The sequence below is a fragment of the Chromobacterium aquaticum genome (genome assembly GCF_021129195.1).
GTDB lineage: Bacteria > Pseudomonadota > Gammaproteobacteria > Burkholderiales > Chromobacteriaceae > Chromobacterium > Chromobacterium aquaticum.
Window position 1 is genome coordinate 1 of record NZ_JAJOHW010000112.1, and the last position, 21,240, is coordinate 21,240.

Genomic DNA, 21,240 nt, shown 5'->3' on the forward strand with positions numbered 1-21,240 from the left:
GGCCCCAGCTGCTCCGGCCCCCGCGCCGGTTGCCGCTGCGCCCGCGCCAAAAGCGCCGCCCAAGCCGGCGCCGAGCAAACCGGCGACCAATGCGCCCAGCAGCAGCGGCCCGCAGGAAAACACCATCCGCATCGATACCGTGCGCCTGGACATGGTGCTGAACCTGTCCGGCGAAATCGGCCTGACCAAGAACCGGCTGACCACGCTGCGCACCGAGATCCTGCAAGGCAACCGCGACACCAATACCCTGCGCTCGCTGGACGAGGCAATCAGCCAATTGGACTTGCTGGTCGGCGATCTGCAGAACGCGGTGATGAAAACCCGCATGCAGCCGATTGGCCGCCTGTTCCAGAAATACCCGCGCTTGGCGCGCGACCTCGCGCGTCAGCTAGGCAAGGAAGTCGAACTGGTGCTGTCCGGCGAAGAAACCGAGCTGGACAAGACCATGATCGAGGACTTGAACGACCCGCTGGTCCACTTGGTGCGCAACGCCGTCGACCACGGCATCGAGCAGCCGGAAGAGCGCATCGCCGCCGGCAAGAAGCCGCAGGCGCTGGTGCAGCTGACCGCAGAACAGGTGGGCGATCATATCCTGATCGAGATCACCGACGACGGCAAGGGCATGAACGCCGACGCGCTGCGCCGCAAGGCGATCGAAAAAGGTCTGATCGACCAGGAGAGCGCCAACTCCCTGGATGAAAAACAGTGCCTGCAGCTGATCTTCCTGCCCGNNCGGCGTGGGCATGGACGTGGTGCGCACCAATATCCAGAAGCTGAACGGCCGCATCGACATCAACTCGGTGCCGGGCGAAGGCACCCGCATCAGCATCTCGCTGCCGCTGACGCTGGCCATCCTGCCGGTACTGGTGGTGCGGGCCTGCAACCAGCCGTTCGCCGTGCCGCTGGCGATGGTGCGCGAAATCATCACCATAGACCCGAACGCGATTCAGGAAGTCTCCGGCAAGCCCACCATCGTGGTGCGTGACGAAATCCTGCCGCTGAAGACCCTGGCCGGCCTGCTGGGTTGGGAACCGACGCAAAAGCCTTATTTCGGCGTGCTGATGCAGTCGGCGGAAAAATCCTTCATCCTGGCGATCGACTCCTTCGTCGGCCGCGACGACGTGGTGATCAAACCGCTGCAGAACATCCGCCCGAAAGGCGTGGCTGGCGCCACCTTGTCCGGCGATGGCTCCGTCGTGCTGGTACTGGACATGGAAGACCTGCTCTCCTCCAGCGAAACCAGCAACAGCGTCACTCGTTCCGCGGACTTGATCGCCACCTGAACAGAGGCATACCGGGACAATGACCTCGACTAGCGCCTTTATAGGCAGGCAGGCCGTTCTCAACCGCAATCAGCAGCTCATAGGCTATGAGCTGCTTTTTCGTCCCAGCGGCGAGGCCTCCGGCGTCGGCAAGCATACCGAATTGCAAGCCGACACCCAGGTGCTGGTCAACACGCTCAACAATATGGGCACCAGTTGGCTGATCGGCAGCAAGCTGGCCTTCATCAATATCGGCGAAGCCATGCTTAGCAGCGAGTTCCTCGAACTGCTGCCGCCGCGCCGCGTCATTCTCGACATCTCGCCGCGCATCGTGCCCTCCAATGAGCTGCTGTCGCGCGCGCGCCATCTGCGCTCGCTGGGCTTCGGCATTTCGCTGGACGACTTCAGCTTCGAGTCGCCGGCCGCAGCCTTCCTGGAACTGGCCAACTACGTCAAGCTGGACATCCAGCACCACGACACCAACCGCTTCCAGATGCTGGCGTCGCGGCTGCGCAGCTACCCGGTGATACGCATCGCCGAGCGCGTGGAAACCCACGCTCAGTTTCATCTATGCAAGGAATTGGGCATGGACGGCTTCCAGGGCTTCTATTTCGCCCAGCCGGAAACCCTGTCCGCCAAGGTCATCCACCCCTCCTTCCGCAACACGCTGGAACTGCTCAATCTCTTGCGCATGGACGCCGACATCCGCGATGTCGAACAAGTGCTCAAGCGCGATCTGGCGCTGTCCTACAAGCTGCTGCGCTACGTCAACTCGGCCGCGGCAGGTCTGAATACCAGCATCAGTTCCTTCTCCCACGCCGTCACCGTGCTGGGCTACCAGAAGCTGTACCGCTGGCTGACCCTGCTGCTGGTCACCGCCTCGGACGAAGGCCATGCGCCGCCGGCGCTGCAAAAAACCGCCGTCACCCGCGGTCGCTTCATGGAACTGCTGGGCAAGGCCCACGGCGAACGCCACGACACCTGCGACAATCTGTTCATCATCGGCATGTTCAGCCTGCTGGACGTGCTGTTCGACATGCCGATGGACAATATCCTCGAACACCTGCAACTGCCGGACCCCATCACCGAGGCGCTGCTGCACGAAAAAGGCACGATGAGCAGCTTCCTCAAGCTGGTCAAGGCCTGCGAGCACGGGCAGCTCAGCGGCGTGCCCGAATTGTGCGCCCAGCTCAAGCTCAGCAGCGAGCAATTCAATCAAGCCCATGTCTCCGCGCTCGCCTGGGTGGAAGAACTCGGCTTATAATTCGCAGTCTTGCAGCCCGCAGCCTTAAAGCTTGAGACCGAATTCCCCGATGAAATTGCTTGCCATTGATTGTTCCACCTCGTATCTATCCCTGGCCGTAGACAACGGCGAGCGCACCTTCTCCTTTCACGAGAAAGTCGAGCAGAAACACGCCGAGCGCGCGCTGCCGGAACTGGCGCGCCTGCTGCAGCAAGCCGAGATCAGCCTGGAGCAACTGGACGCCATCGCCTTCGGCCAAGGCCCGGGCTCCTTCACCGGTCTGCGCATCGCCTGCGGTCTAGCGCAAGGACTGGCCTTCTCCGCCGGCCTGCCGGTGATCTGCATTCCAACGCTGGACAATATCGCCCAGCAAGCCGGCGCCGGCACGGTGCTGGTCTGCCTGGACGCCAGGATGCAGCAGGTCTACAGCGCCTGTTACCGCGTCACGGACGCTGGAGCGCCCGAACGGCTGGGCCCGATCAGCGTCGCCGCGCCTGAAGCGCTGAGCTGGCCGCAGGATGTTTCGATCGCGGCCGGCGACGGCTTCGAACGCTATCCCGCGCTACTGGAAAATGCCGGCGCAGCCGTCGTCCGCGCCGAATTGCTGCCCAATGCCCTCGCCTATTTCCCGCTGGCGCGTAGCGGTCGCTATCCGCTGCTGCCCGCGCGCGAGGCCGAATTGCTCTATGTGCGCAATAAAGTCGCGCTGACCTCGCAAGAACAGCAACTGGCTCGGCAGAAATGAGCGAAGGCTATCGCATTTTCATCCCAACCGACGCCATCCAGCTGGCAGAACTGGAAAGCCGCGCCCACACCCATGGCTGGTCCGCGGCGCAATATCAGGACTCGCTGCGCTGCGGCCACCAATTCCACGGCTTGTTCGCCGCGGAACAGCTGCAGGGCTTCGCCGTCACCCAGAGCGTGCTGGACGAGGCGGAACTACTCAATATCGTGATCGACCCGCAATGGCAGGGCCAGGGGCTGGGCGGCCGACTGCTGCGAGAACTGAGCGCCAGCCTGGCCGCCGCCGGCGCGCGACGTCTGTTTCTCGAAGTACGAGCTGGCAATGCCGTCGCGCGACATCTGTATCAGCGCCAGGGTTTTGTCGAGAGTGGCTTGCGCAAGAACTACTATCCCTGCGCCCACGGCCGCGAGGACGCCATCCTGATGGAGACCGGATTATGAATCGCTCGGCGCAGATCCAACGCCTGATCGGCCTGGGCCCCGGCTGGGAAGGCCGCCCGGGCTGGTTCGAACAACACCCGGCTGCGCTGCAGCGCAGCCTGTGTCAAGCAGAGTCAGCGGAAACCACAAACGCCGAGCCGGCCCCAGCCGTCATCGCCCCCATCCAGGCCGCTCCCGCTCCAGCAAGCACTCCGCCACAGCCCGCACCCAGCCCTGCCGAAGCGGCAACGCCTGCGCCTACACCCGTCGCCGCTCCGGCTGCCGTGCCGGCCATGGTTGCGGACACCGCGGCACCCTTGCTGGAATGGGATGCCTTGGAGCGCGCCGTGCGCGACTGCCGCGACTGCCGGCTGTGCCAGACCCGCACCCAAACCGTGTTCGGCCGCGGCAACAAGCAGGCGCGCTGGCTGCTGATAGGCGAAGCGCCAGGCGAGCAAGAGGATAAACAAGGCCTACCCTTTGTCGGCCGCGCCGGGCAGCTGCTGGACAATATGCTGAGCGCTACTGGCCTGGACCGTGACCAGGACGTGTACATCGCCAATGTGCTCAAATGCCGCCCGCCGGGCAACCGCAACCCCAGCGGCGATGAAATCGCCTCCTGCCAGAACTACCTGATCCAGCAGATCCGCCACATCCAGCCCACGCTGATCCTCGCGCTGGGCCGTTTCGCCGCCCAAACCCTGCTTCAGACGGAAAAAAGCATAGGCCAGTTGCGCGGCAAGCTGCACAGCTATCAGGATATCCCGCTAATCGTCAGCTACCATCCCGCCTATCTGCTGCGCAACCAACCCGACAAGCACAAAGCCTGGCAGGATCTGGTGTTCGCCCGCAATACCTTCGCCCGCCTCCAGGATCGCTCCTGAGCACCGCTTGAGCGTCGCTGCGAAATAGGCTCCCTAGCTTGCGCCAAGCGCAACGGACCTTGACCCCGCCCTAGAAGCGCAAAAACCCCGCCAGGCTCATGCCTGACGGGGTTTTTTGATACCTGGCTAGAAACCGGCCCATAAAAAAACCCTTCTCCGTGCACCAGAGAAGGGCTCTTCTTTGCGTTCCCGCGGAAACCGGCTTATTTCAGCTTGGTTTCTTTGTACAGGACGTGCTTGCGAGCAACGGGATCAAATTTCTTGATCTCCATTTTTTCCGGCATCGTACGCTTGTTCTTCGTCGTGGTGTAGAAGTGGCCGGTGCCAGCGGTGGACTCTAGCTTGATTTTATCGCGCATGTTATTACCTCAGTAGCTTTCTCTGGTTGACCGCAATCAGATCTCGCCGCGAGCGCGCAGATCAGCCAGCACTACATCGATGCCAACTTTGTCGATGGTACGCAGTGCCGCGTTGGATACGCGCAGACGCACCCAGCGGTTTTCGCTCTCAACCCAGAACTTGCGATATTGCAGGTTGGGCAGGAAACGACGTTTAGTCTTATTGTTGGCGTGGGAAACATTGTTCCCGGTCATCGGACGCTTGCCGGTGACTTTGCAAACACGCGCCATGTTAAACACTCCCAAAACCGGTAAAAGCTGGCTTTATATCATAGACAAAGCCAGACACTCAAGCAGAAAACGCACCCGCCTACTGCTTAGGGTGCGATCGTGGATGAAACAGTCGGCGGCAATTGTACCGCATTTGCGACAGGGATGCGAGCATTTCTTGCGATCAGAGATAAGGCCGTCCGCGCCGCTCCTGTCGCCACCTAGGCGCGACATGCAACAACATGGTTCGAAGCGATTCAAATCGCAACGATTTCAGGGTAGAATCCCGGATTCCCATAGAGCCGTAATCTCATGACCAAGTACATCTTCGTAACCGGCGGTGTGGTGTCCTCCCTGGGTAAGGGCATTGCCGCTGCGTCCATCGCCGCCATCCTTGAATCTCGCGGGCTGAAAGTCACCATGCTGAAGCTCGACCCCTATATCAACGTCGACCCGGGCACCATGAGCCCGTTCCAGCACGGCGAGGTGTTCGTCACCGAAGACGGCGCGGAAACCGACCTCGACCTGGGTCACTACGAGCGCTTCATCCACGCGAAGATGAAGAAAAGCAACAATTTCACCACCGGTCAGGTTTACGAATCGGTCATCACCAAGGAACGTCGCGGCGACTACCTCGGCGGCACCGTGCAGGTGATCCCGCACATCACCGACGAAATCAAGCTGAAGATGCACGAAGGCGCGGCCGATGCCGATGTCGCCATCGTTGAAATCGGCGGCACCGTCGGCGATATCGAATCGCTGCCCTTCCTGGAAGCCATCCGCCAGATGCGCTCCAACCTGGGCCGCAAGAACACCCTGTATGTGCACCTGTCCTACGTGCCCTACATCGCCACCGCCGGCGAGATCAAGACCAAGCCCACCCAGCACTCGGTGAAAGAGCTGCGCGAGATCGGCATTCAGCCGGATGTGCTGCTGTGCCGGATGGACCGCGAACTGCCGGAAGACGAAAAACGCAAGATCGCGCTGTTCTGCAACGTTGAGGAAAACGCGGTCATCGGCTGTTACGATTCGGACTCCATCTACAAAGTGCCGGCCATGCTTCACGGCCAAGGCATTGACGACATCATCGCCGAGCAGCTGCAGCTGGATCTACCCAAGGCGGATCTGTCGGTATGGGGCCGCATCATCGACGCGATCGAGCACCCGGACCACAGCATCAATATCGCGATGGTGGGCAAGTACGTCGACCTGACCGAATCCTACAAATCGCTGACCGAGGCGCTGAAGCACGCCGGCATCCACACCCGCACCAACGTCAACATCATCTATGTCGACTCCGAGGAAATCGAGCGCGACGGCGCCGATTCGCTGAAGGACATGGATGCCATCCTGGTACCGGGCGGCTTCGGCAAGCGCGGCGTGGAAGGCAAGATCAAGGCGGTGAAGTTCGCCCGTGAGAACAACATCCCCTATATGGGCATCTGCCTGGGCATGCAGATCGCGCTGATCGAGTACGCGCGCGACGTGGCTGGCATGGCCGGCGCCAACTCCACCGAATTCGACCTCGACACCGATTTCCCGGTGGTGGCCCTGATCGACGAATGGGTCAACCACGACGGCAAGGTGGAAAAGCGCGACGAGAACTCCAATCTGGGCGGCACCATGCGCCTGGGCGGCCAGCAATGCGATCTGGTTCCGGAGTCCCTGGCGGCCAAGATCTACGGCAACCATGAAATCGTGGAACGCCATCGTCACCGCTACGAAGTCAACAACTACTACATCCAGCGTCTGGAACAGGCCGGCCTGACCATCAGCGGCCGCTCCGCCGGCCACGAGAAACTGGTGGAAACCATTGAGCTGGCCAATCACCGCTGGTTCTTCGCCTGCCAGTTCCATCCGGAATTCACCTCGACTCCGCGCGACGGCCACCCGCTGTTCATCTCCTACGTGAAAGCGGCGCTGCAATATCAAGCGGACAAGCAAGGATCTAAAGCATGAAACTGTGCGGATTCGAAGTCGGCCTCAATCATCCGCTGTTCCTGATCGCAGGTCCCTGCGTGATCGAAAGCGAGCAGATGGCGCTGGACACCGCCGGCCAGCTCAAGGAAATCACCGCCGAGCTGGGCATCAACTTCATCTACAAATCGAGCTACGACAAGGCCAACCGCTCGTCCGGCGGCTCCTTCCGCGGCTTCGGCATCGATGAAGGCCTGCGCATCCTCTCGGAAGTGAAGCGCCAAATCGGCGTGCCGGTGCTGACCGATGTGCACAATGAGAACGAGATCGTGCAAGTCGCCAGCGTGGTCGACGTGTTGCAGACCCCGGCCTTCCTGTGTCGTCAGACCGACTTCATCCGCGCCGTCGCTCAATGCGGCAAGCCGGTCAACATCAAGAAGGGGCAGTTCCTGGCCCCGGGCGACATGAAGAACGTCATCGACAAGGCCCGTGCCGCCGCGCGCGAAGCCAATCTCGAGGAAGACAGCTTCATGTCCTGCGAACGCGGCGTGTCCTTCGGCTACAACAACCTGGTATCCGACATGCGCTCGCTGATGATCATGCGCGACACCCAGTGCCCGGTGGTCTACGACGCCACTCACTCGGTGCAGCTGCCCGGCGGCCAGGGCACTTCGTCCGGCGGCCAGCGCGAGTTCGTGCCGGTGCTGGCGCGCGCCGCGGTGGCGGCCGGCATCGCCGGCATCTTCATGGAAACCCACCCCGATCCCGCCTGCGCGATGTCCGATGGCCCCAACGCCTGGCCGCTGCCGCGCATGAAGGAATTGCTGACCACGCTCAAGTCGCTGGACGCGCTGGTCAAGCAGAATCCCTGGCCGGAACACACCCTGTAAACGGCAGGCGCAGATCGCAACCGGCCAAGGCCGGTTGCGCGCCCTCCGCCCGAACACAACCAGCCTTTGGAGGAAATGTAAATGAGTTCGATCATCGATGTGGTAGCTCGTGAGATTCTGGATTCGCGCGGCAATCCGACCGTGGAAGCGGACGTATTGCTGGAATCCGGCGTGATGGGCCGCGCGGCGGTGCCCAGCGGCGCCTCCACCGGCGAAAAGGAAGCGCTGGAACTGCGCGACGGCGACAAGAGCCGTTACCTGGGCAAGGGCGTGTTGAAGGCGGTGGAAAACATCAACACCGAAATCTGCGAAGCCATCATCGGCCTCGACGCCAGTGACCAGGCCTTCATCGACAAGACCCTGATCGAACTGGACGGCACCGAAACCAAATCCCGCCTCGGCGCCAACGCGCTGTTGGCCGTGTCCATGGCCGTGGCCCGCGCCGCAGCCGAAGACGCCGGCCTGCCGCTGTACCGTTACCTGGGCGGCGCTGGCCCGATGGCCCTGCCGGTGCCGATGATGAACGTGATCAACGGCGGCGCTCACGCCAACAACACCCTGGACATCCAGGAGTTCATGATCATGCCGGTAGGCGCGCAAACCTTCCGCGAAGCACTGCGCTGCGGCGCGGAAATCTTCCACAGCCTGAAGAAGATCTGCGACCAGAAAGGCTATGCCACCACCGTCGGCGACGAAGGCGGCTTCGCGCCCAATCTGAGCAGCCATGAAGACGCGATCAAGCTGATCCTGGAAGCCGTTGACGCCGCCGGCTACGTGGCCGGCCAGGACGTGATGCTGGCGCTGGACTGCGCCTCCTCCGAGTTCTACAAGGACGGCAAGTACCACTTGACCGCAGAAGGCCTGCAGCTGAGCTCCGAACAGTTCACCGACTACCTGGAAACCCTGGTCAACAACTACCCCATCCTCTCGATCGAGGACGGCATGAGCGAGCACGACTGGGACGGCTGGAAACTGCTGACCGAACGCCTGGGCTCCCGCGTGCAGATCGTCGGCGACGATCTGTTCGTGACCAACCCCAAGATCCTGGCCAAGGGCATCGAAGGCGGCCTGGCCAACTCGCTGCTGGTCAAGGTCAACCAGATCGGCACCTTGTCGGAAACGCTGAAAGCGGTTGATCTCGCCAAGCGTTCCCGCTATACCAGCGTTATGAGCCATCGCTCCGGCGAAACAGAAGACAGCACCATTGCGGATCTGGCCGTTGCCACCAACTGCATGCAGATCAAGACCGGCTCGCTGTCCCGTTCCGACCGCATGGCGAAATACAATCAGCTGCTGCGCATCGAGGAAGAGCTGGGCGACGCCGCCTACTACCCGGGCAAAGCCGCCTTTTACCACCTGAAGTAAACTATGCGCTGGCTGACCCTGACTCTGGTGACAGTAATACTGGCCCTTCAATGGCCGTTGTGGTTTGGCAAAGGAAGCTGGCTCAGAGTCTGGCAGCTGGACAAGCAACTACAGGAACAGCGGGCGACCACGCAAAAGCTGGTGGCCCGCAACGCCGCGCTGGACGCGGAAGTGCGCGACTTAAAACAGGGGACCGATGCCATCGAGGAGAGGGCCCGCAATGAACTTGGCATGATTCGGAATGGTGAAGTATTTTTCCAATTGCTGGATCCGGTGAAGCCAACGCCACGCTAAACATCAGCCCGGACCCGCACGAGTAGAGCTGAACAGACAACAAGAATGACGTCCGGTCTAAAAAAGTCCAAGGTTTGGGCAATGACAACACAAAACCCCATCGAAGTCGCACGTGAAACGCTCAAACAGCTGACAGTGCGCAAGCTGTTGCCTACGCCGGAAAACTTCGAGCGGGTCTATCATGAGCTGACCCAAACACCAGTCGACCGCGACAACAAGCTCGCCGTGCTGCTGTTGCGCGCGCTGGAAACCCTGCCTCAGGACAGCGTGCAGGCCAAAGTCACGCTGACCCGTCTCAAACAGGTATTCGATGAAAACCGCTGGGAACAAGCGCCGCAGCTGATCATCGACTTCCTGCGCTCCACCCTCAACACCAACCAGCAGCAGCACAGCTGGGGAACCCTGATCCAGAACCTGATCCGCAACTGGGATTTGCGGCTGCCCAATATGCCGCAGCACCACAAGCAATCCACGCTGGAGCGGGTGCTGATCAACTACGGCAATCAGCCCGACGAATTGAACCAGAAGCTGGCCACGCTGATCCAGAACTGGACCCAGTCCGCCCCGCCCGGCGGCCCCGCCAACACCGCGGCCGAAGCCGCCGCGCCGACCGCAAGCGGAGACAATGAGGAAAACCTGGGCGACAGCTGGCTGGCCTGGCAGCGCACGCTGGCCTTCGCCCTCAAGCACGGCCTGGAGCCGCGACTGACCAGCTACCCAGAGCTGGTGGACGCGCTGGAAACGCTGCTGAATGAACTGAACCAGGTTGCCGACGACGCCACGCTCAACGCTTACATGCCCAAGCTGCGCGCCTTCATGATCAAGCTGGAACTGCAGTCGCAACAGGACAACCGCCTGGTATCGGCGATGACCAATCTGCTGCGCCTGCTGCTGGAAAACATCGCCGAACTCAATCAATCGGACACTTATCTGGTAGGACAGGTGAACACTCTGCAGGACATCCTCAGCCATGAGCCCTTGTCCATGCAGCAGGTCTACCAGATGGAGTCCAGCCTCAAGGACGTGATCCGCAAGCAAGGCCAGCTGAAAACCTCGCTGGACGAGGCCGCCAGTTCCTTGCGCTCGCTGCTGGACCGCTTCATCTCGCGGCTGGCGATGATGACCGACAGCACCGACGACTTCCAGAACAAGATCAAGGATCACAGCGACCGCATCAAGCAATCGCAGAATGTGGAAGAACTGGGCAGCATCATCGGCCTGCTGATGGAAGACACCTCGCTGATGCAGCTGGACCTGACCCGCTCCCGCGACGAACTGCTGTCCGCCAAGGAACAGGTGGAAGCCGCCGAGCAGAGGATCGCCGAACTGGAGGGCGCGCTGGAAGCCGCCAGCGCCAAAGTGCGCGAAGACCAGTTGACCGGCGCTTTCAACCGCCGCGGTCTGGCCGAGCACTTCCAGCGCGAAATCAGCCGCGCCGAACGCACCGGCGCGCCGCTGAGCCTAGCGCTGCTGGATGTCGACAACTTCAAGCAGCTGAACGACAAATACGGCCACCTGGCCGGCGACGACGCCTTGAAATACCTGGTGGACACCATCAAGCACAGCCTGCGTCCAGCCGACATCGTCGCTCGTTTCGGCGGCGAGGAATTCGTGATCCTGATGCCGGACACCCCGGAAGACGAGGCCGTCTCCACCGTGCAGCGGCTGCAGCGTGAACTGACCAAGACCTTTTTCCTGGCCAACAACGATCGCTTGCTGATCACCTTCAGCGCCGGTGTCGCCAAATGGCATCTGGGCGAGCAAGAAGCCGATGTGCTGGAACGCGCCGACCAAGCGATGTACCAGGCCAAGCTCAACGGCAAGAACCGGGTGCACTCCGCGGAGGAACAACCGCCGTCGCTGATGGCGCCGCAGTTATAAGCCCTGAGCGGCGCTTCGACTTCCTCTCGGCGGCGGCTAGTTACCGCCGCCTTTTTTCATCCGCTTGCCGGCCTCGGCGCGCTCGCGCCGCACCGTCTTGGGGTCGGCGATCAAGGGCCGGTAGATTTCCACCCTATCATGCTCGCGCAGCGCCGCATCATCCTTGACCGCCTTGCCGAAGATGCCCAGCTTCAGGCTATCCGGCTCCAATTGCGGGCAGCGCGCCAGCAAGCCGGACAGCTCCACCGCCTGACGCGCGGTCGTCCCCGCCGCCACCTGCAAGACCACCAGTTCCTGACGCTCGGGCAAGGCCAGCGCCACCTCCACCTGCACCGTCTCAGTCATCGCCATAAACCTTGTCGGCCTCCTTGATGAAGGCATCCACCAGGGTGCCGGAAATATGACCGAACACCGGCCCGATGACCATTTCCAGTATCTTGCTGGAAAACTGATAGCTGAGGTGAAACTCCACCTTGCAGCCGATCTCGCCCAGGGGCTTGAAGTGCCAGCGCCCTTCCAGCTGCTCGAACGGACCGTCCACCAGTTCCATCAGAATGGACTCACCCGGCTGATTGGTGTTGCGGGTGGTGAAATGCTGCTTCACCTTCAGGTAATCGATGTGCAGGCTGGCCACCACCTGGTCGCCCTCCCGTGACAGCACTTCGGTCTTGCCGCACCAGGGCAGGAACCGGCTGTAATGTTCAATATCGTCAACCAGCGCAAACATCTGCGCCGGCGTGTGCGCCACCAGCACGCTTTTCTCAACCACCTGCATCCATCGCTCGCTTATCGTCTGCGCCCATCCCGCGCCGCGGCGGGGGAAATCGTCGGCACCGGTAAAATCGCAAGTTTAGCAAAATCCGGCGCGGCCCACCCGCCCGCGTCCGCCCGCACGCGCCAAAGCGCTGTATTTTCATGGCTTTGGCAAGCGGCCGGCTTCTGGTACAATGGAGGATTCACCCCAAAGATACTCCGATAGCCGACATGAGCATCATCCAGAACCGCAAAGCCTTCCACGACTACTTCATCGAGGAAAAGCTCGAAGCCGGGCTCGTGCTGGAAGGTTGGGAAGTCAAGGCCATACGCGCCGGCCGCGTCCAGCTGAAGGAAAGCTACGTGGACTGGAAAAACGGCGCGTTCTGGCTGATCGGCTGCCATATCACGCCGCTGCAATCCGCCTCCACCCACGTCAAGGCCGACCCGGTGCGCCCGCGCAAGCTGCTGCTGTCGCAAGAGCAGATCAATCGCTTCATCGGCAAGGTTGAACGCGCCGGCTACACCATGATGGCGCTGGACCTGCACTACACCCGCGGCAACGTCAAGGCGGAAGTGGGGCTGGCCAAGGGCAAGAAGCTGCACGACAAGCGCGACACCGAGAAGGACCGCGAATGGCAGCGCGAGAAGCAGCGCTTCATGAAGAACCAGCGCGGAGCCGCCTGATGAACCGCAGCGCCGCCCTGCCCATCGTGCTCATCTGCCTGGGATCGGTCTGGTTCCTGAAGAGCACCTCGCTGCTGCCCAATACCTCCACCCTGCTCGCGCTGCTGCTGGCTGCCGCCGGCGTTCTGCTGTTCATCGTCGACGGCTTCAACAAGTCCACCTTGATCACCAGCCCGCTGCTGATCTACGCCGGCGCCGCCATCTATCTGTACGACAATTCCGGCCTGCGCCCAAGCCATCTGCTGTCGTTCGGCATGATCATCGCCGGCCTGCTGATGCTGCTGGCGCGCAGCGAGCAGATTCCGGAACGCAGCCGCCGCCACAGCCGGCTGCCGCCGCCGGACATCGAACAATGAACTCGGGCGCGCACCGCCGCACGGTTCGCCGCCCGTCACAACATCTCAATCGTCATGGCCGCACGGCCGACAACATTTCCTGAAGGATAGGCATGGACAAAATCCTCATTCTCGATTTCGGCTCTCAGGTCACCCAGCTGATTGCCCGCCGCGTACGCGAAGCTCACGTCTACTGTGAGCTTCATTCTTTTGACATGCCGCTGGACGAGATCCGCGCGTTCGCGCCCAAGGCCATCATTCTTTCCGGCGGCCCCAACTCGGTGTACGAATCCGACTACCAGGCCGATCCGGCGCTGTTCGAGCTCGGCGTTCCGGTGCTGGGCATCTGCTACGGCATGCAGTTCATGGCCCAGACCTTCGGCGGCAAAGTGGAAGCCGGCGACAAGCGCGAGTTCGGCTACGCCCAGATCAAGGCCCGTCACCACTCCAAACTGCTGGAAGGCCTGCAGGATCAGGTGGACGACGCCGGCAACGGCTTCCTCGACGTCTGGATGAGCCACGGCGACAAAGTCACCGGCCTGCCGCCGGGCTTCAACGTGATCGCCGAGACCCCGTCCTGCCCGATCGCGGCGATGGCCGACGAGAGCCGCGGCCTCTACGGCGTGCAGTTCCATCCGGAAGTGACCCACACCAAGCGCGGCACCGAAATGATCCACCGCTTCGTGCTGCACGTGGCCGGCTGCAAGCCCAGTTGGACCATGCCCAACTACATCGACGAAGCGGTAAAGAAAATCCGCGAGCAAGTGGGCGACGAAGAAGTCATCCTCGGCCTGTCCGGCGGCGTGGACTCCTCGGTGGCCGCCGCGCTGATCCACCGCGCCATCGGCCCGCAACTGACTTGCGTCTTCGTAGATCACGGCCTGCTACGCCTGAACGAAGGCAAGATGGTGATGGAAATGTTCGCGCAGAACCTGGGCGTGAAAGTGGTGCACGTGCAGGCGGAAGCCGACTTCATGAGCAAGCTGGCCGGCGAGAGCGATCCGGAGAAGAAGCGCAAGATCATCGGCGCGGAATTCATCGAGGTGTTCGACCGCGAATCCGGCAAGCTCAGCAACGCCAAATGGCTGGCCCAGGGCACCATCTACCCGGACGTGATCGAATCCGCCGGCGCCAAGACCAAGAAGGCCCACACCATCAAGAGCCACCACAATGTAGGCGGCCTGCCGGAAGACATGAACCTCAAGCTGCTGGAACCGCTGCGCGAGCTGTTCAAGGACGAAGTGCGCCAGCTGGGCGTCGCGCTCGGCCTGCCGCACGACATGGTGTACCGCCACCCCTTCCCGGGCCCGGGTCTGGGCGTGCGCATCCTCGGTGAAGTGAAGAAAGAATACGCCGATCTGCTGCGCCAGGCCGACGCCATCTTCATCGAAGAACTGCGCAACACCGTGGATGAGAAAACCGGCAAGAACTGGTACGAACTGACCAGCCAGGCCTTCGCCGTGTTCCTGCCGGTGAAATCGGTGGGCGTGATGGGCGACGGCCGCACTTACGACTACGTTGTCGCGCTGCGCGCCGTGGTCACCAGCGACTTCATGACCGCGCACTGGGCGGAGCTGCCGTACAGCCTGCTGGGCCGCGCATCCAACCGCATCATCAACGAAGTCAAGGGCATCAACCGCGTGGTGTACGACGTGTCCGGCAAACCGCCGGCCACGATCGAGTGGGAGTGAGCCCTGCCAAGCGCTTGATTTAATCAAGCATCCCCAATGCCACTGACGATTGTTTTCACAGCGTCAGTGGCATTTCTTATTGCCTCCCCATCGTTCTCGCCCCACCCCGTGCGTCCAACCCCTGCCATCAATGCGCAAGCGCCGATCTCCCTGGATCGCTGAGCCACACAGCATGCGCAAAAACGAACGCTGTTTTACATACGAACAACGTTCGTTATATGATGCGCCCATGGCCAAGAAAAAACCCCATCAGACGGAATCCCTGGACGCTTGGGCGGCGCAGCTGGCCGCCCTGGACGGCGATGACACGACAAGCCGCCGCCGCAAGCCCCCGATCACGCCGCAGCGCATCGTGCAAGCCGCATTGGCGCTGGTGGCCGCCGAAGGTTTCGATGCCTTGACGATGCGCAGAGTCGCCAGCGCGCTGGAGACCGGCCCCGCATCGTTGTACGCGCATGTGCGCGATAAAGCGGAATTGGACGATCTGTTGATCGGCGAGCTATGCGCGCGCGTGGAACTGCCAACGCCAAGTCCCGACGCATGGATGATGCAATTCAAGGCGATCTGTGCGCAGCTGCGCGATCTATACCTCGCCAACCCCGGCATCTCGCAGGCCACCTTCTCCGGCGCGCCGCGCAATCTGCACGCATTGCGGATCAATGAAGGACTGCTCGCGATTCTGCTGGCCGGCGGGGTGGAGGCTCAGCCGGCCGCATGGGCGATAGATGCCGCGATCTTGTATGTCGGCGCCTACAGCCTGGAAAGATCGCTACGCCAAGCTGACAGCCAGGGTGTCGATGGCCAGCCCTGCGACCGGGACGGGATCGCCGCGCGGCTACGGATGCTGCCCGCAAGTCATTTCCCGCACACGGTCGCCCACTTGCGGGAAATCGTCGCCGGAAATGGACACGAACGCTTCGACTTCACCTTGGACCTGCTGCTGCGCGGACTGGCTCTGAACTCGCCGCAACCAGGCCAGGAGCTAGCCGCTGGGCCTGGAAAACCATGAAGGCACTGCGTTTCAGCGCATTTGGCGGCCCCGAGGTGCTGGAGATCGTCGAGCTGGCCGAACCGCACCCAGGCCCCGGCCAGCTCAGGATCGCCGTGCGCGCCGCCGGCGTGAACGCCAGCGACTGGAAAAAGCGCCAGGGATTGATGGATCAACAGCTCCCTCAGACGCTGGGCTACGAGGCAGCCGGGATCGTCGACGAGCTCGGCGCCGGTGTCAGCGACGTGGCGCTTGGCGATCGCGTGTTCGGCTTCTGCCTGGATGGCGCGGCTCAAGCCGAATTGGCGGTGCTCACCCACTACGCCCCCATCCCCGCCACGCTTGAGTTCGCTGAGGCGGCCGCCTTGCCTGCCGCGATAGAAACCGCCGCCCGCGCGCTGGATCAACTCGGTGTCGCCGCAGGCGACACGCTGCTGATCAACGGAGCGTCCGGGAATATCGGTGCCGCCGCCGTGCAACTCGCCGTAGCGCGCGGAGCGCGTGTGATAGGCAGCGCCAGCCCAGCCAAACACATCTTGCTGCATGCGATGGGCGCCGAAGCCGTTGCATACGGCGCAGGCATGATGGGGCGTATCCGGGCTTTGGCGCAGGCCGGAATCGATTTGGCGCTTGATGTCGCCGGCAATGGCATCCTGCCTGAGCTCATCGGCCTGACAGGAAGCCCACAACATATTGTGACCGTCGCCGACGTAGACGGCGCCGCGCAGCATGGCGTGCGTTTCAGCCGAGGAGACGATGGCCGCGCGCTCTACGCGCTCTCGCAGATCGGCGCGCGGATCGCCGCGGGGCGCTTCACACCGCCCGTCGTACAGACCTTCCCACTTTCCCGCGCCGCCGCTGCGCACTGCGTGGGCGAGGCTGGCCGCGCCACCGGCAAGCTGGTTCTGCTCATCCACCCTCCCGGTGCCCCAAATAGGCACGCGCAAGATGAATGACAAACTGCCGCCGGACCCATGCTGCCGATTGGCGTCTGTCAGCACGGAACCACACGGGCACGCAGCGCAGCGGAGGCCGGACGCCTCCGGTCGATGGCTGGCGCTCGGTGTGTTGAGCCTGGCGCAATTGATGGACGTGTTGGACAACACCATCGTCAACATCGCCTTGCCGTCCGCGCAGCATGACCTGGGATTTTCCAGCGCCGATAGGCAATGGATAGTCACCGGCTACACCCTCGCGTTCGGAAGCCTCTTGCTTCTGGGAGGCCGGCTCTCCGACCTCTTCGGGCGCAGGCGGATGTTCCTGATCGGCGTGATCGGCCTGCTGCTCGCCTCAGCGATGGGCGGCGCCGCCGCCAGCTTCAACGCGCTGCTCCTGGCCCGTATCGGCCAGGGCGCTTGCGCGGCGCTGCTCGCGCCGGCGGCCCTGTCCCTGCTGTCCGTGATTTTCTCGGACCAGGCGGAGGAACGTGGTCGCGCTTTCGCTGTTTTCGGCGCTGTTTCCGGCGTAGGCGGCGTGCTGGGCCTGCTGCTGGGCGGCGTGCTCACCGAGGCGCTGTCATGGCGCTGGAGCCTCTACATCAACCTGATTTTCGGCGCGGTCGCGCTGCTGGGCGCGCTGGCCTTCCTGCCCCGCGACGATAGCCCGCAGCGCATGCCGCTGGACCTGTCTGGCGCCATCGCCGCGACGCTTGGCCTGCTTGGCATCGTATCCGGTCTCGGCAACGCCGCCGCCAATGGGTGGAGCGGCTTGGGCACCCTCGGCCCGCTCCTCGCCGGGCTGGGGCTGATGATCGCTTTCGTGCTCATCGAACATCACGCAGAGCAGCCGATGTTGCCGCTGCGCATTGTTCTCGATCGAACCCGCGGCGGCGCCTATCTGACGCTGGGCGTCACCGGCATGGGCATGTTCGCTGTCTTCCTGTTTCTAAGTTACTACCTGCAAGACATCCTGAAGTTCGGCCCCATTCTGAGCGGCGCGGCCTTCCTGCCCATGATAGGCGCAGTGGTCGTCAGCTCCATCGTCTCCGGCGCGGCGCTGTTCCCGCGGATGGGCCCGCGCTGGCTGGTATCCGCCGGGTGCGGGCTGGCAGCTGTCGGCATGGCCATGTTCACCGCCATCGACGCAAACTCCAGCTATGCCGCGCACATTCTGCCGCCGCTGCTGGTGAGCGGCCTGGGCTTCGGAATGATCATCAGCCCGGTGCAGAATGCCGCGACCAGCGGCGTCCAGCATCAGGACGCGGGCGCCGCTTCCGCGCTGGTGAGCGCGGCTCAGCAGATCGGCGGAGCGATCGGAATCGCCGTATTCAATTCGCTGTCCTCGACCGCCATCGCCGCCCACACCGCGCGGCATGCCGCGAGCGCATCCCGCCCGGCAAGCATCATCGATGCCACGCTCGCGGGAAACCATCTCGTTTTTGGGGCCGCATGCGGCGCTTTCCTCTGCGGTGGCATCCTGGCCACCCTGCTGTTCCGCAGCGGCCCCATTGCGCCTCGTCCCCTGGCATGAGCTGAGACGGGGCGCGCCCGGCCATGGCCAAGGCTTTTTATGCCATCAAGATGCAACAGACTATCGCCACCGCAGCCGACACGCGCTAAACTGGCCGCATGTTTGCCATACCACCATATTCGCATCGCCTTAATCAGGCGGAAGAAACCCAAGGCCACGCCGCCGCCGGCGCGCATTAAGCCTCGCAGCCAGCACCCGTACCATCCCCGAGCCCATCGTTCCATGACCGCCATGATCACGCCCGCCGCCACCGCTTTGTCCCGTTCCGACTACCGCACGCTCGGACTGGCCGCATTGGGCGGCGCGCTCGAAATCTACGATTTCATCATCTTCGCCTTTTTTGCCGCCACGCTGAGCCAGTTGTTCTTCCCTCCGCAGATGCCGGAATGGCTGCGCCTGCTGCAAACCTTCGGCATCTTCGCCACCGGCTACCTCGCGCGGCCGCTGGGCGGCGTGCTGATGGCGCACTTCGCCGACCGTCTCGGCCGCAAGCGCATGTTCAGCCTCAGCATGCTGATGATGGCCGGCCCCTGTCTGCTGATCGGCCTGCTGCCCACCTATGCCCAGATCGGCTACCTGGCGCCGCTGCTGCTCTTGTGCCTGCGCCTGCTGCAGGGCGCCGCGGTGGGCGGCGAAGTGCCCAGCGCCTGGACCTTTGTCGCCGAACACGCGCCGGCACGCCATCGCGGCTACGCGCTGGGCCTGCTGCAGGCCGGCCTGACCATGGGCTATCTGCTGGGCGCGCTGACCGCCACCTTGCTGGCCGAAACCTTCAGTCCCCAGCAAATGCAGGACTACGCCTGGCGTTTGCCCTTCCTGCTTGGCGGGCCCTTGGGGCTGTTCGGCGTCTGGCTGCGCCGCTGGCTCAATGAAACCCCGGTGTTCGTCACCATGCGCGCTCAGCGCGCGGAGCGCGCCTATCCGCTGCTCGAGGTGCTACGCGTGCATAGGCGCACCTTGCTGCCCGCGGCGGCGTTGACCTGCGTGCTAACCACCGCGGTCATCATTCCGGTCGTGGTCACGCCCACCCTGCTGCAACAGCATTTCGCCTGGCCGGCCAAGCAAGCGTTCGCGCTAGGCAGCCTGGGCATCGTGTTCCTGAATCTGGGCTGCGTGATCGCCGGCCGCGTCACCGACCGCATCGGCCCGGTGCGCAGCCTGGCCCTGTACAGCCTGCTGCTGCCGCTGGGCGTCGGCCTGCTCTACGCCAGCCTGATAGGCGGCTGGCGCTGGCCCGGTCTGGCCTACGCGCTGACCGGCCTGTGCTGCGGCATCGTCGGCGTGGTGCCTTCGGCGATGATCAGCCTGTTTCCCGCCGATATCCGCGTTTCCGGCATCGCCATCACCTACAATATCGCCTATTCGCTATGGGCCAGCGCCGCGCCCCTGCTGCTGATCGCCGCCACGCCGTGGAGCCCCTGGGTCTCGGTCTGGCTTGGCTTGGCCATGGGCGGCGTAGGCCTGTTCACCGCCAGCCGCTTCCGCGCGCCGAAAGCCCCGGCTTGGGAAAACGCTGCCTACGGCCGGGTTTGACCTGGCTCGCACCTGTCTTGATCAGCGTTTGACGTCAACGGCGCGGCCTGTTAGGTTCAACAGCAGCCAGCATGTTTGCTGCACCGCGGGCCCGCATCGCGCCGCGGATTTTCCATCATTTAAGCCAGGAGGTCTTTATGTCCAATGCCGCTGCAATCGCCAAGGAAAAAGAGCAATTACTGGATGACGTGCGCCAGGTTCTGGTCAGCACCGAGGAACTGATCGACGCTTCGCTGGATGACGGCAGCCAGAAGAGCAAGGAAATCCGCCAGCGCGTCAGCGAAAAGCTGAAAGTGGCCAAGGCCAAGCTGCTGGACGCCGAGCAAGTGGTCGTCGGCAAGGCCAAGGTTGCAGCCAAGGCGACCGATCAATACGTGCATGAAAATCCGTGGAAGTCCATCGGCATCGCCGCCGGCGTCGCCTTCCTGCTGGGCATGCTGGTCTCCCGCCGCTAAGGCATGCCGCAACGCCAAGCTCGAGCCCGCCCCGGCAGCCTGCGCTCCTTCGCCGGCGGCGTGGCTTCCTTGCTGCTGACCCGGGCGGAATTGCTGACGCTTGAAGCCCAGGAGCTCAAGGACGAGATCATCGCCAGCCTGTTCACCGGCATGCTGGCCCTGATACTGATCGCCGTCGGCCTGATGGCGGGTTTGTTGCTGATCTGGACTCTGACCCCGCCGGCCCAGCGCGCCTGGGCGCTGGGTGCCTGCGCACTGCTGTTCTGCGGCGCCGGCGCGCTGCTGGGTTTTCGCCTGCGCCAACGCCTGCGCGCCCAGCCCGCCGCCTTCTCCGTCACGCTGGACGAAGTCCGCAAGGACTGGGCGGCCCTGGGCGGAGGAGACGCGCCGTGAGCCCGCAAGACCGCGCCATCAAGAAACAGCTGCTGGTGATGAAAGGCGAGGCGCTCAGAGTCAAGCTGCGCCTGGAATTGGACAGCCTGCGCCGCCACCCCCTCGGCGCCGCGGGCGAAGGCCTGAAGGCCTGGGGACGGCAGCGCGGCATCGGCAAGGTGCTGGCCATGCTGGGCAGCCTGCTGCCGCCGGGCGGGAGGCTGCAATCCTGGCTGGGAACCGGCGCGCGGCTATGGGCGCTGTGGCAGTTGGGCCGCCGGTTCTGGCGCAAAAGCTGATCAGGCCTGGACGTTCACATTCGCGCCGGCGTCCGCATCGACGTGGACCTGGACGTCCATTTCTCCGTTCCCCGAGATTTCCCCCGTCTCCAGCATCTTGTCGATGGAGGCCATGTCCTTCTCCATCTCCTTCATCATCTTCCTGAATTC

The 21,240-nt window shown here is 63.1% G+C and carries 23 protein-coding genes and 1 pseudogene; 20 read left to right on the forward strand and 4 right to left on the reverse strand.

Annotated elements, in window-relative coordinates:
- From LQT98_RS17340 to LQT98_RS17360, 5 genes and pseudogenes are all read left to right on the forward strand, one after another.
- A pseudogene (locus tag LQT98_RS17340) lies at positions 1 to 1,283 on the forward strand (chemotaxis protein CheA); the annotation flags it as partial.
- 19 nt (positions 1,284 to 1,302) lie between these two features.
- Positions 1,303 to 2,526: an EAL and HDOD domain-containing protein gene (locus tag LQT98_RS17345; protein WP_231463846.1), complete on the forward strand. Its 1,224-nt coding sequence runs from the start codon at positions 1,303 to 1,305 to the stop codon at positions 2,524 to 2,526.
- 49 nt (positions 2,527 to 2,575) lie between these two features.
- Positions 2,576 to 3,250, forward strand: coding sequence for a tRNA (adenosine(37)-N6)-threonylcarbamoyltransferase complex dimerization subunit type 1 TsaB (tsaB, locus tag LQT98_RS17350; protein ID WP_231463848.1), 675 nt, complete (start codon positions 2,576 to 2,578; stop codon positions 3,248 to 3,250).
- Positions 3,247 to 3,690 (forward strand): ribosomal protein S18-alanine N-acetyltransferase, encoded by a 444-nt coding sequence (rimI, locus tag LQT98_RS17355; protein ID WP_231463850.1) that lies wholly within the window; start codon positions 3,247 to 3,249, stop codon positions 3,688 to 3,690. Before tsaB ends, rimI begins: the two co-directional genes overlap by 4 nt.
- A 272-nt stretch (positions 3,691 to 3,962) precedes the next feature.
- On the forward strand, positions 3,963 to 4,553 hold the full coding sequence (locus tag LQT98_RS17360; RefSeq protein ID WP_231463852.1) for a uracil-DNA glycosylase: 591 nt from the start codon (positions 3,963 to 3,965) through the stop codon (positions 4,551 to 4,553).
- A gap of 203 nt (positions 4,554 to 4,756) precedes the next feature.
- On the opposite strand, the gene rpmG is transcribed toward LQT98_RS17360, so the two are convergent.
- Together rpmG and rpmB are read right to left on the reverse strand one after the other, a co-directional pair.
- A complete protein-coding gene (rpmG, locus tag LQT98_RS17365; protein WP_017506994.1) occupies positions 4,757 to 4,912 on the reverse strand; it encodes a 50S ribosomal protein L33 in 156 nt (51 codons plus the stop codon).
- A gap of 36 nt (positions 4,913 to 4,948) precedes the next feature.
- Positions 4,949 to 5,182 carry a 50S ribosomal protein L28 gene (rpmB, locus tag LQT98_RS17370; protein WP_011137003.1) on the reverse strand — a complete coding sequence of 78 codons (234 nt, stop codon included), beginning with the start codon at positions 5,180 to 5,182 and terminating at the stop codon, positions 4,949 to 4,951.
- A 291-nt stretch (positions 5,183 to 5,473) separates the two neighbouring features.
- Here rpmB and LQT98_RS17375 point away from each other — a divergent pair, with 291 nt between their 5' ends.
- The 5 genes from LQT98_RS17375 to LQT98_RS17395 all read left to right on the forward strand — a co-directional run bounded on the left by LQT98_RS17375 (position 5,474) and on the right by LQT98_RS17395 (position 11,508).
- Entirely contained in the window at positions 5,474 to 7,120 is a 1,647-nt protein-coding gene (locus LQT98_RS17375) for a CTP synthase (RefSeq protein WP_048410518.1), read from the forward strand.
- Positions 7,117 to 7,968 (forward strand): 3-deoxy-8-phosphooctulonate synthase, encoded by an 852-nt coding sequence (kdsA, locus tag LQT98_RS17380; RefSeq protein ID WP_231463854.1) that lies wholly within the window; start codon positions 7,117 to 7,119, stop codon positions 7,966 to 7,968. The genes LQT98_RS17375 and kdsA overlap by 4 nt, the downstream gene beginning before the upstream one ends.
- An 81-nt stretch (positions 7,969 to 8,049) precedes the next feature.
- Entirely contained in the window at positions 8,050 to 9,333 is a 1,284-nt protein-coding gene (gene eno, locus LQT98_RS17385) for a phosphopyruvate hydratase (protein WP_048410516.1), read from the forward strand.
- A gap of 3 nt (positions 9,334 to 9,336) precedes the next feature.
- Positions 9,337 to 9,627: a cell division protein FtsB gene (gene ftsB / locus LQT98_RS17390; protein WP_019103546.1), complete on the forward strand. Its 291-nt coding sequence runs from the start codon at positions 9,337 to 9,339 to the stop codon at positions 9,625 to 9,627.
- An 81-nt stretch (positions 9,628 to 9,708) separates the two neighbouring features.
- Entirely contained in the window at positions 9,709 to 11,508 is a 1,800-nt protein-coding gene (locus LQT98_RS17395) for a GGDEF domain-containing protein (protein ID WP_231463856.1), read from the forward strand.
- Positions 11,509 to 11,544: 36 nt separating this feature from the next.
- Here LQT98_RS17395 and LQT98_RS17400 read toward each other — a convergent pair whose 3' ends face one another.
- Together LQT98_RS17400 and LQT98_RS17405 are read right to left on the reverse strand one after the other, a co-directional pair.
- A complete protein-coding gene (locus tag LQT98_RS17400) occupies positions 11,545 to 11,853 on the reverse strand; it encodes an RnfH family protein (protein WP_231463873.1) in 309 nt (102 codons plus the stop codon).
- Positions 11,846 to 12,283: a type II toxin-antitoxin system RatA family toxin gene (locus LQT98_RS17405; protein WP_231463858.1), complete on the reverse strand. Its 438-nt coding sequence runs from the start codon at positions 12,281 to 12,283 to the stop codon at positions 11,846 to 11,848. Before LQT98_RS17405 ends, LQT98_RS17400 begins: the two co-directional genes overlap by 8 nt.
- 209 nt (positions 12,284 to 12,492) lie before the next feature.
- Between LQT98_RS17405 and smpB the strand changes: the two genes are divergently transcribed.
- From smpB to LQT98_RS17455, 10 genes are all read left to right on the forward strand, one after another.
- Positions 12,493 to 12,948, forward strand: a complete 456-nt coding sequence (gene smpB / locus LQT98_RS17410; protein ID WP_048410513.1) for an SsrA-binding protein SmpB — start codon at positions 12,493 to 12,495, stop codon at positions 12,946 to 12,948.
- Positions 12,948 to 13,304, forward strand: coding sequence for a hypothetical protein (locus LQT98_RS17415; protein ID WP_231463860.1), 357 nt, complete (start codon positions 12,948 to 12,950; stop codon positions 13,302 to 13,304). The genes smpB and LQT98_RS17415 overlap by 1 nt, the downstream gene beginning before the upstream one ends.
- A gap of 86 nt (positions 13,305 to 13,390) precedes the next feature.
- On the forward strand, positions 13,391 to 14,974 hold the full coding sequence (guaA, locus tag LQT98_RS17420) for a glutamine-hydrolyzing GMP synthase (RefSeq protein ID WP_231463875.1): 1,584 nt from the start codon (positions 13,391 to 13,393) through the stop codon (positions 14,972 to 14,974).
- A gap of 229 nt (positions 14,975 to 15,203) precedes the next feature.
- Positions 15,204 to 15,983 (forward strand): TetR/AcrR family transcriptional regulator, encoded by a 780-nt coding sequence (locus tag LQT98_RS17425; protein WP_231463862.1) that lies wholly within the window; start codon positions 15,204 to 15,206, stop codon positions 15,981 to 15,983.
- Positions 15,980 to 16,918, forward strand: a complete 939-nt coding sequence (locus LQT98_RS17430; RefSeq protein ID WP_231463865.1) for an NADP-dependent oxidoreductase — start codon at positions 15,980 to 15,982, stop codon at positions 16,916 to 16,918. The genes LQT98_RS17425 and LQT98_RS17430 overlap by 4 nt, the downstream gene beginning before the upstream one ends.
- Entirely contained in the window at positions 16,911 to 18,431 is a 1,521-nt protein-coding gene (locus LQT98_RS17435; protein WP_269326069.1) for a DHA2 family efflux MFS transporter permease subunit, read from the forward strand. Before LQT98_RS17430 ends, LQT98_RS17435 begins: the two co-directional genes overlap by 8 nt.
- A gap of 222 nt (positions 18,432 to 18,653) precedes the next feature.
- Complete coding sequence (locus LQT98_RS17440) at positions 18,654 to 19,964, forward strand: MFS transporter (protein ID WP_048411168.1); 1,311 nt, start codon at positions 18,654 to 18,656, stop codon at positions 19,962 to 19,964.
- 137 nt (positions 19,965 to 20,101) lie between these two features.
- Entirely contained in the window at positions 20,102 to 20,419 is a 318-nt protein-coding gene (locus LQT98_RS17445) for a DUF883 family protein (RefSeq protein WP_019103538.1), read from the forward strand.
- Positions 20,420 to 20,422: 3 nt separating this feature from the next.
- Complete coding sequence (locus LQT98_RS17450) at positions 20,423 to 20,812, forward strand: phage holin family protein (RefSeq protein ID WP_231463870.1); 390 nt, start codon at positions 20,423 to 20,425, stop codon at positions 20,810 to 20,812.
- The gene (locus LQT98_RS17455; protein ID WP_231463871.1) at positions 20,809 to 21,090 is read left to right on the forward strand and encodes a hypothetical protein; all 282 of its coding nucleotides are present in this window, start codon (positions 20,809 to 20,811) and stop codon (positions 21,088 to 21,090) included. The genes LQT98_RS17450 and LQT98_RS17455 overlap by 4 nt, the downstream gene beginning before the upstream one ends.
- The last annotated feature ends 150 nt before the right edge of the window (positions 21,091 to 21,240 follow it).

Excerpts from the sequence above, each read along its gene's own strand:
- LQT98_RS17345 (WP_231463846.1), top strand. The coding sequence starts at position 1,303 with ATGACCTCGACTAGCGCCTTTATAGGCAGGCAGGCCGTTCTCAACCGC.
- tsaB (WP_231463848.1), top strand. The coding sequence starts at position 2,576 with ATGAAATTGCTTGCCATTGATTGTTCCACCTCGTATCTATCCCTGGCC.
- rimI (WP_231463850.1), top strand. The coding sequence starts at position 3,247 with ATGAGCGAAGGCTATCGCATTTTCATCCCAACCGACGCCATCCAGCTG.
- LQT98_RS17360 (WP_231463852.1), top strand. The coding sequence starts at position 3,963 with ATGGTTGCGGACACCGCGGCACCCTTGCTGGAATGGGATGCCTTGGAG.
- rpmG (WP_017506994.1), bottom strand. The coding sequence starts at position 4,912 with ATGCGCGATAAAATCAAGCTAGAGTCCACCGCTGGCACCGGCCACTTC.
- rpmB (WP_011137003.1), bottom strand. The coding sequence starts at position 5,182 with ATGGCGCGTGTTTGCAAAGTCACCGGCAAGCGTCCGATGACCGGGAAC.
- LQT98_RS17375 (WP_048410518.1), top strand. The coding sequence starts at position 5,474 with ATGACCAAGTACATCTTCGTAACCGGCGGTGTGGTGTCCTCCCTGGGT.
- kdsA (WP_231463854.1), top strand. The coding sequence starts at position 7,117 with ATGAAACTGTGCGGATTCGAAGTCGGCCTCAATCATCCGCTGTTCCTG.
- eno (WP_048410516.1), top strand. The coding sequence starts at position 8,050 with ATGAGTTCGATCATCGATGTGGTAGCTCGTGAGATTCTGGATTCGCGC.
- ftsB (WP_019103546.1), top strand. The coding sequence starts at position 9,337 with ATGCGCTGGCTGACCCTGACTCTGGTGACAGTAATACTGGCCCTTCAA.
- LQT98_RS17395 (WP_231463856.1), top strand. The coding sequence starts at position 9,709 with ATGACAACACAAAACCCCATCGAAGTCGCACGTGAAACGCTCAAACAG.
- LQT98_RS17400 (WP_231463873.1), bottom strand. The coding sequence starts at position 11,853 with ATGACTGAGACGGTGCAGGTGGAGGTGGCGCTGGCCTTGCCCGAGCGT.
- LQT98_RS17405 (WP_231463858.1), bottom strand. The coding sequence starts at position 12,283 with ATGCAGGTGGTTGAGAAAAGCGTGCTGGTGGCGCACACGCCGGCGCAG.
- smpB (WP_048410513.1), top strand. The coding sequence starts at position 12,493 with ATGAGCATCATCCAGAACCGCAAAGCCTTCCACGACTACTTCATCGAG.
- LQT98_RS17415 (WP_231463860.1), top strand. The coding sequence starts at position 12,948 with ATGAACCGCAGCGCCGCCCTGCCCATCGTGCTCATCTGCCTGGGATCG.
- LQT98_RS17425 (WP_231463862.1), top strand. The coding sequence starts at position 15,204 with ATGGCCAAGAAAAAACCCCATCAGACGGAATCCCTGGACGCTTGGGCG.
- LQT98_RS17430 (WP_231463865.1), top strand. The coding sequence starts at position 15,980 with ATGAAGGCACTGCGTTTCAGCGCATTTGGCGGCCCCGAGGTGCTGGAG.
- LQT98_RS17435 (WP_269326069.1), top strand. The coding sequence starts at position 16,911 with ATGAATGACAAACTGCCGCCGGACCCATGCTGCCGATTGGCGTCTGTC.
- LQT98_RS17440 (WP_048411168.1), top strand. The coding sequence starts at position 18,654 with ATGACCGCCATGATCACGCCCGCCGCCACCGCTTTGTCCCGTTCCGAC.
- LQT98_RS17445 (WP_019103538.1), top strand. The coding sequence starts at position 20,102 with ATGTCCAATGCCGCTGCAATCGCCAAGGAAAAAGAGCAATTACTGGAT.
- LQT98_RS17450 (WP_231463870.1), top strand. The coding sequence starts at position 20,423 with ATGCCGCAACGCCAAGCTCGAGCCCGCCCCGGCAGCCTGCGCTCCTTC.